Source organism: Ruegeria sp. F11 (assembly GCF_056533855.1).
In genome coordinates this window covers 121,638-135,443 of record NZ_JBQFOW010000008.1, presented here as the reverse complement: position 1 = coordinate 135,443, position 13,806 = coordinate 121,638, and the positions used below count along the sequence as shown (strand labels likewise).

Sequence of the window (13,806 nt, the reverse complement as noted above, 5' to 3'; positions counted from 1 at the left end):
ACCGTCCGGAGATTTCATGTCCTCAATCCTGATTATCGAACAGGTCCTGAACGGCTTGCAGTTCGGCGTCATGTTGTTTTTGATGGCCGCCGGTCTGACGCTGATCTTCGGCGTTATGGGGCTGATCAACCTGGCCCATGGCTCGCTCTACATGGTCGGTGCCTTCGCGGCTGCGGCGGTGGCGGGCGCGACGGGGTCGTTTTTCCTGGGCCTCGTGGCGGCGTTGGCCGCGGCGGCGCTGGCCGGGGCGGTGATCGAGATGGCGGTGATCCGGCGGCTCTACAAGGCACCGCATCTGGATCAGGTGTTGGCAACCTTCGCGCTGATCCTGATCTTTTCGGAAGGAACGCGCTGGGTGTTCGGCTCATTCCCGCTGTTTCTGGACATCCCCGACGCGCTGTCAGGGCCTATTACACTGCCCGGCGGGATCGAATACCCGCTGTACCGTCTGACCCTGATCGCCATCGGACTTGCGGTTGCCATCGGCCTTTGGGCGCTGATTGAACGCACACGTCTGGGCGTGCAAATCCGCGCCGGTGAAAACGACCGTGAGATGATTGCCGCGTTGGGGGTCGATATATCCAAGCTTTATACGCTGGTCTTTGCCCTTGGCGCGGCTTTGGCGGGGCTGGCCGGGGCGCTGGTCGGGGCCATCCAATCGGTGCAGGTCGGTATGGGCGAGCCCGTCTTGATCCTTGCTTTCGTGGTGATCGTCATCGGCGGCATCGGCTCGATCAGAGGGGCCTTTATCGGAGCGCTGCTGGTCGGGCTGACCGACACGCTGGGAGGGGTTTTCCTGCCCGAACTGTTCAAACTGTTCATGGATACCGGGGCGGCGCAGAAAAGCGGCGCGGCGATCGCCTCGATGGGCATCTACGTGCTGATGGGGCTGGTGCTGTTCTTCCGCCCCACCGGTCTGTTCGGAGCGCGTGCATGAGGATTAACGAACGCCTGCTGAACACGCTGGTGATCGGCGGTCTTGTGGCGCTGCCCCTGTTCGCGCTGGTCATGGACGAGCCCTTTACCATTACGCTTGTCACCCGCGCGGTGATCCTTGCACTGGCCGCTGTGGGGCTGAACATCATCCTCGGCATCGGCGGCATGGTCAGTTTTGGCCACGCGGTGTTCTTTGGCATCGGCGGCTATGCGATGGGCATTATGGCCTATCATGCACAAACTTATACCACGCTCGATCTGGGGCTGTTTTCCACCGGCGGCACCAACTCCATGCCGGTGATCTGGCTGGTGGCCATGCTGGTCTCGGCCATCATCGCCTTTTTCATCGGGCTGCTGACGCTGCAGACCACGGGCGTGTATTTCATCATGATCACGCTCGCCTTCGGGCAGATGTTCTTTTACTTCGCCATCTCCTGGGCCGAATACGGGGGTGAGGATGGGGTCTCGATCTATGTGCGCAACGGATTTCCGGGGCTGAACACATTGGTTCCGATCCAGTTCTTCGGCATTTGCTTTGTGATCCTGTGTGTCGTCCTGTACCTGAACGCGCGGCTGCAGGCTTCGCCCTTCGGTCTGGCGCTGAACGCCGCCCGGCAATCCAGCATCCGGGTTGAGACGGTGGGGATGAACCCGGTGCGCCTGCGGCTGCTTGCTTTTGTGATCTCCGGCGCAATCACCGGGCTTGCGGGCGCATTGTTTGCGGACCTGAACCGCTTTGTCTCACCTTCCATGTTCGGCTGGCAGTTGTCGGGCGAATTGATCGTTCTGATCATCATAGGCGGGGTTGGTCGCCTGATGGGGCCGGTTGTCGGGGCCTGCGTCTTTGTGGCGCTCGAGCATTTTCTGGGCGGCTTGACCGAATACTGGCATGTGTTTCTGGGCATCATCCTGCTGTGCATCGTGTTGTTCGGACGGGGCGGGTTGATCGGTCTGTTGACTGGCAAGGAGGGCGCTCATGTCTGATCCGGTCCTTGCCACTCAAAACCTGATGAAAAGCTTTGGGGCCCTGAAAGCCACGGATGACGTCTCGATCGACCTGAAAGCCGGAGAGATTCACGCCATCATCGGTCCCAACGGCGCTGGCAAGTCGACCCTGATCCAGCAAATTTGCGGCGGGCTGACGCCGGATTCCGGGCGGGTGTTTCTGCAGGGGCGTGACGTGTCTGCCCTCAGCACGCAGGCGCGGGCGCGGGCCGGGATGGGGCGCACGTTCCAGATCTCGGCCCTGTGCATGGAGGATACCGTGTTGGAAAACGCGGTTCTGGGCGCAATTGGGGCCAGCGGGGCCGCCTGGCGGTTCTGGCGCGGTGCGTTGAAGACCCGCGCCCTGACCGAACGCGCCGAGGCTGCGCTGGAACGCGTTGGACTTAGCGACGACCGCAACATCCGCTGCGCCAACCTCAGCCACGGGCAGCGCCGCCAGCTTGAGGTCGCCGTCGCCCTTACACTGTCCCCCCGCGTGTTCGTCATGGACGAGCCGATGGCCGGGCTTGGGGCAGGGGGATCGAAACGGCTGACCGGTTTTCTGGATGGCCTGCGGGCCGAGGCTCCGATCCTGTTGGTCGAGCATGACATGGATGCGGTCTTTGCACTGGCCGACCGGATCAGCGTTCTGGTCTATGGCAAGGTCATCGCCACCGGTACGGCGGACGAAATCCGCACCAGCGCAGAGGTGCGCGAAGCTTATCTGGGGGAAGAAGCATGAGTTTCCTGACCCTCGACGCCCTCACCGCAAGCTACGGCGTCAGTCAGGCGCTGTTTGGCGTTGACCTGACCATGGACGAGGGCGAGGTGACAGCCCTAATGGGGCGCAACGGCATGGGCAAGACAACAACAGTCAAGGCCATCTGCCGCATGATCCGATCCGAGGGCAAACTAAGGTTTGACGGCCACGATCTGCACGCGCTGCCCAGCCACAAGGTGGCTCGGCTTGGCGTTGGGCTTGTGCCCGAAGGCCGCCGCTGCTTTGCCGATCTGACGGTGCGCGAAAACCTGATCGCCGCCGCGCGGCCCGGTGCGTGGACGTTGCAAACCGTGGCCGACCTGTTCCCCCGCCTCGGCGAACGCTCGGACCAGCGCGCTGCGTCCTTGTCGGGCGGTGAGCAGCAGATGCTGGCCATCGGTCGCGCCCTGATGACCAACCCGCGTCTGCTGATCCTGGATGAAGCGACCGAGGGGTTGGCCCCGATCATCCGGCAGGAAATCTGGGCCGCGCTGCGCCGCCTCAAGTCGGAAACCAGCGTCGCAATCCTGCTGATCGACAAATCACTTAAGGAACTGGCCGCCGTGTCGGACAAGGCGGTGATTCTGGAGCGCGGCAAAACCGTCTGGGCCGGGGCGATGACGGACCTGACCCCTGACATCTCGGAGCGGTATGTGGGGGTGTGATGGCGTTTACCTTTCCGCAAAAAGTGTTGTTCAAACATTGCGACCCGGCGGGGATCGTCTTTTTCCCACGGTATTTCGAGATGATGAACGATTGTGTCGAGGCGTTCTTTGATGAGGCGTTGGGCCTCCCGTTCGAAACCCTCCACAAAACCGGCGGCGTGCCCACCGGACAGATCCAAACGCGGTTCTCCGCCCCCAGCCGTCATGGCGACCATCTGGTGCTGGCGCTGGTCATAACCCGGATCGGTGCCCGGTCTGCCGATTACTGTATGACCGCCCATGCCGGAGAGGAACTGCGCTTTACCACCACCGCGACGTTGGTTCACACCGGGTCCGGCGGCTGCTCGGCCCCGTGGCCGGACGATATTCGCAAAAAGTTAGATGTATTCAGGGACGAAACCTCATGACCCACACAGTGATCCATCCGCAAGGCTGGTTGCCAGCCAAGGGCTACGCAAATGGCATGCTGACCAAGGACGGCACGCTGCATATCGGCGGTCAGATCGGCTGGGACGGGAACAAACGCTTTGTCGAGGGCGGCTTTGTCCCCCAGATGAAACAGGCGCTGGCCAATATCGCTGCCATTGTCGAGGAAGCGGGCGGTCAGGTCAGCGACGTGACCCGCCTGACGTGGTTTGTTGTCGACAAACAGGAGTATCTGGCCAAACAGGCCGAGGTCGGTGCCGCCTATCGCGAGGTTTTCGGACGCCATTTCCCGGCCATGTCAATGATCGTCGTCGCCGGATTGGTCGAGGACGAGGCATTGGTCGAAATCGAAGCGACCGCACATTTGTCCTAAGCCGCGTCGCGGCCATTTTGGGATACCCTTCGGAGCCGCCTTTGCAGCGCTCAATTCACCCACCGAACCAGATCGGTTCGTCAGTCTTGGACCACGCTTTGTATTTGTGCATGATCTGCCCAAAGGCTTCACTGTCCAGAAAACGGTCGAGCCATAGGATCAGGTTCGGCCATGGCTGATCGTCAAACCAGCCCCGGTCGATATGGGCAAACTGGCGGACAAACGGCAGCAGCGCCAGATCGGCAAGGGTCGGGCGGTTTCCGAAAAGCCAGGGCCGGTTGCTCAGCCTTTGGTCGAGGTCGATCAGATAGCGGGCCGCCTTGTTCCGCTCGGCTTCGTGGTTCAGTTCCGGATATCGGGTGGCGTATTTTGTGTGATCCAGCGCCGCTTTGAACGGGCCATCATTCGTTTCGATCAGGCCCCACCCGTCCTGCGGCATGTCCAACAGCCGGTGTGGATCGTTTCGCTCCAGCGCCCAGACCATGATGTCCAGGCTCTCGTCAAGAACCTGATCCTCCAGACGCAGGGCGGGCACTGTCGCGGTGGCCGAGGTGTCCAGAAACGCCTGCGGTTTGTCCCTCAGCAGGATTTCCCGCAACTCAACCGTTACGCCTGCGCTTAGAATGCCAAGGCGCGCCCTCATGGCGTAGGGGCAGCGGCGGAATGTCCATAGGATAGGAGGCTGCGTCATGCGGCAATCTATCCGGGAATTCCCGGTCGGGGTCAAATTGTTACCGGTTTTGCATCTCCAGCTTGGCCGTCGGGAACGACGTGAGTATGGTTGGCGCTTGCGCAGCGGAGGCCGCGCAGAGGGCCGTCGACAGACCGTCCGCAAGCGCTGCCTCGGGTGCGGAAACGGACACGGTGGCGCGCGTTACCGCCTGACCGGTGGGGTTCAGGATGTGCCCCTGGCTATCCGCAAACAGGGTGCCGTTGGTGGCAGATGTCGCAACCGCGCGGTCCCGCAACGCGATTTCCCGGATCACCATTCCCTCCTCGGACAGACCAACCTGCCAGGGCCGCCCATCCTTGCGGTGGCCTATGGCGACGATTTCCCCCATATCCACCATGACATCGCGCAGGCCAAAAGATCGCAGCAAGGCCGCAATGCGATCGGTGATTGCGCCCTGTGCAATGCCGTTCAGCGTCAGGGCCGAGATGCCGGGCACCGGCAGGCGCACATCGCTGGCGTCAAACCGGACGCGGTGCCAACCGACGGTCTTGCGCGCGGCTGTCAACTCCGAGGCATTCGCCTGCAGCGCCAGAGCCTGCCACACCGGTTGGACAGTCGGATCAAATGCCCCGTCCGAGGCCGCGTGCAGGGCCGAACACAGGCTCAGGACATTCAGCAATTCCGGGGCTGGTGCAGTCAGGACTCCATCCCGGTTCAACTGGCTGAGCTGTGATTGCGGCCGGTACAGGCTGAAGATGTTCTCGAGGCGGCTCAGTTCGGCTTCGATTGATGCAATGAACGGCGCGGCTTGCGCATCCTCCAGCCCCACCAATTGCAGGCTGGCCTTTGCCCCAAGCGCTGTTCCGCGCCAATGGGCAACGGGGGCAGCGGATGCGAGTGTTGGAACCGCAGCGCAGGCCGCTGAGATGGTCAGGAAACGGCGGCGGGACAGGGGTGTCATGCGGGGGTCTCCAGTTTCAGGTCCAGATCGACGGGGCCCAACACTTCGGCATCGGGGATGTCCGACAGGGGCAGGGGTGTGCCGCCGTAGGTGTTGATGAAGGCCTCGGCGGCGGTCGGGTCGGCAAAGGGGACAACCTCACGCGCGCCCATGCCGCCTGCAACGTTGGAGCCGACCACGAAGGTCGCGGCATCCGCGGCGATCCAGTTGGAGATACCCGGTTGCTGCCAATTGGGCGCTACGCCCATGTCGCTGACATAGATGGCGGTGATCTTGGCGTCACGCTCGGGGCTTTTGAGATAGGCCACCATGTCGCGCACCTGTGCGAAAAACAGCGGCGCGGGGTAGCCTTCCAGATGGATCTGCCCCTTGGGCCCGCCATGTTCTGCGATGTTCATCTGGCAGAAAAAGCTCAGCGCGTCGGGGGTCAGGTCCACGGGGTCGGGGGCCTCGGCGACCTCTTCCTTGCAGGCAGCCAGCGCGATCAGGGCAATCAGGCACAGACGTTTCATGGTTCAACCCTCCGGAACGCCAGCCGCGCAAGGGCAAAGCCGATCACCGGCCAGATCAAAAGCGATACGGGTGCGGCCCAGACCGGCAGGGCCTGCGCGGCCCCGGTCATGCCGGATGCCATGGCGACGCCTTCGGTAGCGGCGATGTTCCACAGACGGAATGCGTCGGCCGGGTTGGCCACCATCACCCACGGAAAGACGGATTGGGTGAAGGTGCCGCCCTTGTCCATGACCACGGCCCCCAACAGGCCCAGATCATAGAGGACGACAAAAACCAGCCAGAGCCCGGCCGACAGACCCGCCGCCGCGGTGGCCCCCTTTGCCAAGGCGGACAGCAGGTATCCCAGCGCCAGAAACACGGCGCCCAGCAGGATCGAGGTGAGGATCAGGCGCGCCAGAGCCATCAGGCTTTCCGGACCCGCGCCCCCGAAAAAGGCCGCCACCGCGCCGGCGGTGCCGAAACCGACGGTCATGGCGAAAGCCAGCGCCGCCAGATGGGCGGTGAACTTGCCCAACAAGATTTCTCCGCGCCCCGCCGGGTAGGACAACAATAGTGACAGACTGCCCCGGTCCACGTCACCTGCGATGGCATCGAAAGAAATCATCAGCGCCAGCAAGGGTGCAAGATAGACCGATAGCGTGGTCATCGACGCGACCGAGACGGTCAGCATATCGACCCCCAGCGTGCCGGTTGGCGCGCTGCCCGCAAAGGTCAGCGCCAGCGCGAACAGCACCATGATCAGCGTCGCGACCAGCAGCCAGCGGTTGCGGCGCAGGATCAGCATTTCGGTGCGGGTGATGGCGAGGAAGCGGGTCATAGCCTCTCCTCCTGTGCATAGTGGCGATAAAGGTCTTCCAGCTTGGGCGGTGTCATTTCCACATCCGCCACCGCGTCGCCCAATCCGGCGATGCGGCGCAGGGCCTCCATCTTGTCTTCCGGCGAACACAGCAGCTCCACCGACGCGCCGTTGATGCGGTTGCCGCCCAGTTCGGCGGCCAGCGCATCGGGGTTGGCACTGGCGCGCACCTTCAGGCGGATCGGCAGACCGGCCAGCACAGACAGGTTGGTCAGCGTGTCATCCGCCACCATCCGACCCTTGCGCATGATGGCGATGCGGTCGGTGCGGGCCTCAACCTCGGTCAGCGCGTGGGAGGCGATCAGAACAGCGGTGCCCTGCGACGCCAGCTCATCGATGATAGCGTACAAATCCTGCCGCGAGATCGGGTCCAGCCCGCTCGTCGGCTCGTCCAACAATGCGACTTTCGGCTGACCCAGCAGCACCTGTGCCAGACCCAGACGTTGCCGCATCCCTTTGGAATAGGCTCCGATCCGGCGGTCCAGCGCATCGCTCAGGCCGACCCGCTCCAACAGGCCGGGTACATCCGCCTTCGCGCCTGAAAGCTGTGCGAACAGGGTCAGTTGCTCGCGGCCCGTCAACGCCGGATGGAACGACACCGCCTCGGGCAGATAGGCCGTCTCGCGCCGTGCCTGCGCGCTGCCGGGGGTGGCGTCTCCGATGCGGATGGTGCCGCCCTCAATTGGCGTCAGGCCGAGGATGGATTTGATCAGCGTCGACTTGCCCGCGCCGTTATGGCCCAGCAGCGCCACGCGCTGACCGGGGGCAAGGGACAGGGTGATATCGTCAAGAACGCGGGTCTTGCCACGGTCCTTGCAGACTTGGTTAATCGTCAGGGCCTTATCCGTCATGAGGCACCTTTTTCATAGCTGGGGGTTCAGGGGCTTGCATCAAGGGGTTGCTGTCCATCACGCCGCCCGGCAACAGCGCCGGGAAGGCCGATTGCGACCAGCGCACCAGCTGCACGGCAGGGGAGCCGAGCAGCAATTTGGCTGCGGGTTGGGTCCACAGCACATGGTCCATTGAATCGTTGGGGCGATAGGGGGCATCGGCCACGCCGTTGCCATCCACATCATAGGCGGCGAAATCGGACCAATAGTTTCCGCGCCCGTCTTCTGACCACTCAACCCATTTGGTCGAGACAAATTTCACCTGCGTCCGGTTGCCGACAAAGGCATTGCCAACGATCCGGTTGCGCTCACTGCCGGCGGTAAAGTGGATGCCGATGCCGCAGCCTTCAAACCAGTTGTCGGTGAATTCGTTCTTGTTCGAATTATAAAGGAAGGTGCACTTCTCTTTCGCACCTTTGACCACATTGCCGGTGATGACGCTCTTGTTGGCATAGTTCAGCATCACGCCATGTTCACGGTCATCGATCGAGACATTGTCGGTGACTTTGACATTCGAGGTGAACATCACCGCATAGCCCAGATCGTTGCCGATCGAGACGTTGTTGCTGACCTCGGAATTGTCGGCATACATATAATGCACGGCAAAGCGCAGATCACGGAACAGGTTGCCGGTGAACAAATTCTTCTTCGAAGAATTCACGAAAATCCCATCGCGGCCAAGTTGAATATCATTGTCGGCGACAACGGCACCCGGCGCGTTCCAGACATAGACCCCATTGCCGCGCGCGTTCATGTGGCGGTCCTGCCGCCCCTCGATCCGGTTGCGGCGCACGATGCTGTCCTTGGCTCCGTGGATGTCGATGCCATAGAGATTGCCCAGCAGCACATTATCCTCGACCACCGGCGCGTGGGCCGTCTTGGTCAGCTGGATACCGCTGTCGATCCCGTCATGGCTGTCGCCTGAGCCAATCACCGTCAGCCCGCGCACCGTCACGCCCGGCCCGGTCACGGTGATGACGCTGCCTTCGCCTTGGCCGTCAATGGTGGCCAAGCCCTGCCCGTCAATGGTGACGGGCCGGTCCAGAACAAGTGTTTCGGTATAAACACCGGGGCTCAGGCGGAGGGTGTCTCCATCCGCCGCCTGCGCCAGTATCTGATTGATGGCCCCCGCCCGGTTGGGCACATCCCAGTCCGCCGCCCAAAGGGGCGAGCCGAGCAGGAGCGGTATGAGCAGGGACCAACGCATGTTACGCGCTCCGCGGCTCAACGAACATCCGGCCGCGCATCTCCATGTGCAGCGCGTGGCAGAACCACTGGCAATAGAACCAGTGCACGCCCGGACGGTCGGCAATGAACGTGACCGAGGCGGTGGCCTGCGGTGCAACCTCCATCGCGACGCCGAAGTTCGACAGGCAGAAGCCGTGGGTCACATCGTCCACGTCATCCAGGTTGGTGACATAGACAGTGACTTCATCACCCTGCTTGACTGTGAACTTCTCCATGCTGAACACAGGTGCGACCGAGGTCATGTAGACCCGCACCTTGTTGCCATCCCGGATCGGCTCATCCGCGCCATAGTCCAGATCGACGCCATCGGCCTCGGCCTGTTTGCGCGCATCTTCCCACATCGGGTCGTTGCGATCCCAGACATTGACCGGGTTCACCTTGGACCGGTGCACAAGGATCGAGTCATGCGGTTCCGCAAAGGTCGGGCCGTCATGGACCACCTTCATCTTGTCGCCCGAGATGTCGATCAACTGCTCGTTTTCAGGCTTCAGCGGACCCACATTCAAGAAGCGGTCCTTCGAGAACTTGTTCATCGAAATCAGCCACTTGCCGTCCGCCTCGGCGGTCTCGCCCATCGAGGTCGAGTTGTGGCCCGGCTGATACTGCACATCCACCTTGTCGAGGATCGGATCGACATCCGCACCACCAAAGGCTTCGATCGCTTTGGCGATGTCCCATTTCACCACCTGGCTGTCGAGGAACAGGGTGGTGTAGGCATTGCCCTTGCCATCAAACGCGGTGTGAAGCGGGCCAAGACCCAGCTGCGGTTCCGCCACAATGGCCGAGCGCGGATCGGCGCCTTCGAACACCGCATCCAGTTTTTCAACGTCGATCACGGATACCGTCGGCGACAGCTTGCCGTTGATCATCACGTGTTTCTTGTCGGGGGCGACGTTGACGCCATGCGGCGAGTTCGGGATCGGAATATAGCGGGTCAGGGTGCCGCCTGCCTCTTTGCGGCCATCCACGACCTTGACGCCGTTCAGTTCCTGATAGTTGCCGGCAGCCACGGCCTCTTCAATGGCTTTGAGGTTGAACACAACCACGTGGTCCAGCTCATTCTCGGTCATCTCGGCGAGGTTCATCCCCATTTCCGAGTTGTACGAGGTCGAGAACGCGTATTTGCCCTGATAGTCGCAGTCGGTGTTGTCGAGGTTGCCCGACACCATCACCTGCCATGCGATTTCCATCGTATCACCGTCGATGGCGGTAAAGATGTTCACGTATTTGGACGGATCGTCGAGGATCTGGCCGTCATTGACCAGCGGAGCCTCGTGTTCACCATTGGCAAAGACATAGCCGGTGCGCGGGTATTTCTGCGGGCGCAGACCGTGGATGTCATGCGCATTCGGGATCTCGATGATCTTGTCGCATTTCATCACATCGCAGCGCACACGGGCCACGCGGGTGTTGGCCTTGTCGTTCATGAACAGATAGCGGCCGTCATAGGTGCCATCGGTGAACGACATATGCGGGTGGTGCAGGTCGCCATTGTCATAAGTGACCTTGCCGTTTGCGGCCAGAAACTCCTTGGTTTCGGGCAGCAGGCCGTCGGTCAGAACCTTCAGCGATTCATTGGTCTGACCCCAGCCGGTGGCCGAGCAGCGATTGAACACCGGCACCCGCATCAGCTCACGCATCGAAGGAACACCCAAGATGCGCAGCTCGCCGGTCTGGCCCGAGGACCAGAAGCCGTAATATTCGTCCAGCTCACCCGGCTCCAGATGCGCATTCGCGGCGGCACTTGCCTCGCGCGCGGTCATCAGGGTCGAGCCGAGGCCCGTCCCGGCAATCACCGCGCCGGTTGCGGTTGCGCCCAGCATCCCGCGGCGTGTGATGTTCAGTTTCTTGTCATGTTCCGACATGATCGTCCCTCCTTTTAGGAAACGGTTTGCGGTTTGGCGTTCGGATGGTTCGCCGGTGGTCGTCCGAGCGGGGTCTTCATCTGGACCGACCCTGTCTTGGCCCGCCGTTTCAGCTGGCGGATAACGACGGGACATTTGTCCTCGGACTGATAGAGCACCTGACAATGCAGGCAGGTGACGCACTCGTTCGGATTGATCTCACCGGTGGGGTGGATCGCCTGAACGGGGCATTCATTGGCGCAGGTCTGGCACGGCGTGCCGCAATCCTTGTAGCGGCGCAGCCAGTCGAACATGCGAATACGGGCAGGGATCGCCAGCGCCCCGCCCAGCGGGCAGAGATAGCGGCAGTAGAACCGTTCCACGAACAGCCCGATCCCCAGCAGGGCCAGCGCAAAGACCACAAACGGCCAGTCGCGCATGAATTTCAGGATGATCGCGGTCTTGAACGGCTCGACCTCGGCATAGGTCTCGGCCAGCGGGATCGAGACAAAGCTGATCCCGAACAGCACCAGAAAGATCATGTATTTCGCAGGCCAGAGGCGTTCGTTCAGACCCCATGGCAGGGTCCATTGCGGCACTTTCAGCGCGCGCGCGATCTTGTTGGTCAGTTCCTGCAGCGCGCCGAACGGGCACAGCCAGCCGCAATAGGCCCCACGCCCCCAGAACAGCAGCGCGGCGGCGACGGCGAACCACTGGATAAAGACCAGCGGGTCCAGTAGGAAAGCATCCCACGAGAATCCGGTGCGCAAGCTGCCCGCCAGAGCCATCAGGTTCACCACGCTCAGCTGCGCGTTGGCATACCAGCCGATGAAGAACAGCGTCATGGTCAGATATCCGATGCGGAACCAGTAAAAGACCCGCGCATTCATGGTGGCGTGGAACTGGAAGAAGAAGGTCGCGGTCAGCACCAGCAGCATCGCGCCCAGCACCCCGATCTCGACCGTGCGGTCCTTCCAGATGCGTTTCCACAGCGCGGCCTTGGCCGCCGCCTCGCCGGTGGCGTCATCGACAACCACAGGGGCCGCGACGGGCAGCAGATACTGCTCGGGTAGTTTGTAGCCCAGATCGAAGGTCAGGAATGTTTTCTCAACCGCACCCACGGCCCGCTGGGCGAGCAGTTGCAGGCGGAACGGCTCGGCGGGGTCGAACTCGGCCTCGGCGGGGATCTTGAAGATGTCCAGCTCGGTGAAGCTTGGGGCATCGGGGGCTGCAACCTCGCCCAGACGGCGCTGCTGCTTGTCAAAGAACCGCACCGAGTTGTCGCCCTGAATCAACTGAATCCGATCGAAAATCCCGCCCCGGACATAGCCCGAGCCCTTGAAGCTGTAGGCCCCGCGCCCCAGCACCAGAATGGCCTGTTCGCCCTCGTCCAGCCAGTCGACCATGTTCTGATATTCGGCATCGCCCAGCAGCGACTTGCCGATCGAGGGCACCGAGACCAGCGCCATATGCATGTCGATATAGGTGTCATCAGGTTCACCGGGTTCAGGGCGCTTGATGGCGCGCTGATCGCCCGTGGCCTCAAACGCCGCGTTGACCTGCCCGATATCCAGCGTCAGCCGCCGCACCGAGCCGTCGCCCGACAGCGTCGTCCAGTCATAGATGGCGTCCTGCGCCAGATCGACCTCGCGCTTGGGCCCATCGGCCTGCGCCGGAGCCAAACCGCCCAGCCCCAGCGCGCGCGCCACCTTGATACCGCCACGCACAAGGCTGTCATCGATCACCATGATCGTGACCGTCGCGCCCGAGATGATGTCTAGGTCATGCCCCTCACCACCGGTTTCCGCTTCGACCTTCAGGTCCAGCCCGGCATAACCTTCGGTCAGCTCAACCATGCGGGAATTGGGGATGCCGATCAGCACGATGGGTTCCGAGTGCTTGACCAGTTGCACCCCGGTCAACACCGCCTCATCATCGATGGCCGCGACCACATGGATGGGCTTGCCGGAATACCCGGTGGTGCCCACCAGATCAGAGGTTAAGAAAGCCCAAGCGATGCGGTCGCCGTCTTTAAGAACGGGGGCCACCGGCACGTCCTCGCGGACCGGGCCAAAGGCATCGGCACCGGGGGCCAGATCGGCGGGCTCAAAATCAGGCAAGAAGCTGGCAAGGCTGTCGGCATGGGCACTGATCGCCATCAGGCAGGACAGGGCAAAGGCCAGCAGGAAATGGATTGCGCGACTTACGACCACGGCGCACCTCCGGGAATTTGGGTGAATGCCATGGACGCGCGCAGGGCGCGTTCGGTTGTGATTTCGGGCGCGCATGGGGGCCCTCGGGTCTCGGGCCACAGCCGATGAGTTTGGTACAAAACGGAAGATGTGCCGATTTTCCCATGTACAAAATGGAAGATCCCGGCCTGCGCCACCTGTGTCAGCCCGGGCATCGGCGCGGCGCTGGTGATGGCGCACAGCGCGCAATCGGCGCATTTCGGGCAATACGCGGCCGGGTCTTCGGTGCCCTCCTCAAGGTCAACCTCGACCCAGACCGCGCCGCCTTCCGAGCAGATCTCCACCCAGACACTTTCACCGGGACTCGCCAGCGCCGGCCCAAAGGTCTGCAACAACAAAAGGACGATGCCCGCCAACCCGACCGCCGCGCGAACCGCGCGGGCAGGGAGATTGTGCAATGGTTTCAGGGCAGGCATGGAGTCTCC

The 13,806-nt window shown here is 62.2% G+C and carries 15 protein-coding genes; 6 read left to right on the top strand and 9 right to left on the bottom strand.

Annotated features, from left to right (window positions below):
• The first annotated feature begins 16 nt into the window (after positions 1-16).
• Genes ACR0NJ_RS12395 through ACR0NJ_RS12370 form a run of 6 tightly spaced genes read left to right on the top strand, consistent with a single transcriptional unit; the run spans position 17 to position 4,144 of the window.
• Positions 17-937: a branched-chain amino acid ABC transporter permease gene (locus ACR0NJ_RS12395; protein WP_480817443.1), complete on the top strand. Its 921-nt coding sequence runs from the start codon at positions 17-19 to the stop codon at positions 935-937.
• Positions 934-1,920 carry a branched-chain amino acid ABC transporter permease gene (locus tag ACR0NJ_RS12390; RefSeq protein WP_480817442.1) on the top strand — a complete coding sequence of 329 codons (987 nt, stop codon included), beginning with the start codon at positions 934-936 and terminating at the stop codon, positions 1,918-1,920. The genes ACR0NJ_RS12395 and ACR0NJ_RS12390 overlap by 4 nt, the downstream gene beginning before the upstream one ends.
• Positions 1,913-2,662, top strand: coding sequence for an ABC transporter ATP-binding protein (locus tag ACR0NJ_RS12385; protein ID WP_480817441.1), 750 nt, complete (start codon positions 1,913-1,915; stop codon positions 2,660-2,662). Before ACR0NJ_RS12390 ends, ACR0NJ_RS12385 begins: the two co-directional genes overlap by 8 nt.
• The gene (locus ACR0NJ_RS12380) at positions 2,659-3,345 is read left to right on the top strand and encodes an ABC transporter ATP-binding protein (RefSeq protein ID WP_480817440.1); all 687 of its coding nucleotides are present in this window, start codon (positions 2,659-2,661) and stop codon (positions 3,343-3,345) included. Before ACR0NJ_RS12385 ends, ACR0NJ_RS12380 begins: the two co-directional genes overlap by 4 nt.
• Positions 3,345-3,752 (top strand): acyl-CoA thioesterase, encoded by a 408-nt coding sequence (locus tag ACR0NJ_RS12375; RefSeq protein WP_480817439.1) that lies wholly within the window; start codon positions 3,345-3,347, stop codon positions 3,750-3,752. The genes ACR0NJ_RS12380 and ACR0NJ_RS12375 overlap by 1 nt, the downstream gene beginning before the upstream one ends.
• Positions 3,749-4,144 (top strand): RidA family protein, encoded by a 396-nt coding sequence (locus tag ACR0NJ_RS12370; protein ID WP_480817438.1) that lies wholly within the window; start codon positions 3,749-3,751, stop codon positions 4,142-4,144. Before ACR0NJ_RS12375 ends, ACR0NJ_RS12370 begins: the two co-directional genes overlap by 4 nt.
• A gap of 55 nt (positions 4,145-4,199) precedes the next feature.
• Here the strand turns inward: ACR0NJ_RS12370 and ACR0NJ_RS12365 are convergent, their stop codons facing one another.
• From ACR0NJ_RS12365 to ACR0NJ_RS12325, 9 genes are read right to left on the bottom strand one after another with little or no spacing between them, the layout of a single operon-like run.
• Positions 4,200-4,835: a glutathione S-transferase gene (locus ACR0NJ_RS12365; protein ID WP_480817437.1), complete on the bottom strand. Its 636-nt coding sequence runs from the start codon at positions 4,833-4,835 to the stop codon at positions 4,200-4,202.
• Between the two features lie 40 nt (positions 4,836-4,875).
• Positions 4,876-5,778 (bottom strand): FAD:protein FMN transferase, encoded by a 903-nt coding sequence (locus tag ACR0NJ_RS12360; RefSeq protein WP_480817436.1) that lies wholly within the window; start codon positions 5,776-5,778, stop codon positions 4,876-4,878.
• Positions 5,775-6,290: a nitrous oxide reductase accessory protein NosL gene (locus tag ACR0NJ_RS12355; protein WP_480817435.1), complete on the bottom strand. Its 516-nt coding sequence runs from the start codon at positions 6,288-6,290 to the stop codon at positions 5,775-5,777. Before ACR0NJ_RS12355 ends, ACR0NJ_RS12360 begins: the two co-directional genes overlap by 4 nt.
• Positions 6,287-7,108, bottom strand: a complete 822-nt coding sequence (locus ACR0NJ_RS12350) for an ABC transporter permease (protein WP_480817434.1) — start codon at positions 7,106-7,108, stop codon at positions 6,287-6,289. Before ACR0NJ_RS12350 ends, ACR0NJ_RS12355 begins: the two co-directional genes overlap by 4 nt.
• Positions 7,105-7,998: an ABC transporter ATP-binding protein gene (locus tag ACR0NJ_RS12345; protein WP_480817433.1), complete on the bottom strand. Its 894-nt coding sequence runs from the start codon at positions 7,996-7,998 to the stop codon at positions 7,105-7,107. The genes ACR0NJ_RS12350 and ACR0NJ_RS12345 overlap by 4 nt, the downstream gene beginning before the upstream one ends.
• The gene (locus ACR0NJ_RS12340) at positions 7,988-9,244 is read right to left on the bottom strand and encodes a nitrous oxide reductase family maturation protein NosD (RefSeq protein WP_480817432.1); all 1,257 of its coding nucleotides are present in this window, start codon (positions 9,242-9,244) and stop codon (positions 7,988-7,990) included. The genes ACR0NJ_RS12345 and ACR0NJ_RS12340 overlap by 11 nt, the downstream gene beginning before the upstream one ends.
• Before the next feature lies 1 nt (position 9,245).
• Entirely contained in the window at positions 9,246-11,150 is a 1,905-nt protein-coding gene (gene nosZ, locus ACR0NJ_RS12335; RefSeq protein WP_480817431.1) for a TAT-dependent nitrous-oxide reductase, read from the bottom strand.
• A 14-nt stretch (positions 11,151-11,164) separates the two neighbouring features.
• Positions 11,165-13,288 carry a 4Fe-4S binding protein gene (locus ACR0NJ_RS12330; protein WP_480817539.1) on the bottom strand — a complete coding sequence of 708 codons (2,124 nt, stop codon included), beginning with the start codon at positions 13,286-13,288 and terminating at the stop codon, positions 11,165-11,167.
• A gap of 44 nt (positions 13,289-13,332) precedes the next feature.
• Complete coding sequence (locus ACR0NJ_RS12325; RefSeq protein ID WP_480817430.1) at positions 13,333-13,797, bottom strand: hypothetical protein; 465 nt, start codon at positions 13,795-13,797, stop codon at positions 13,333-13,335.
• Positions 13,798-13,806: the final 9 nt, after the last annotated feature.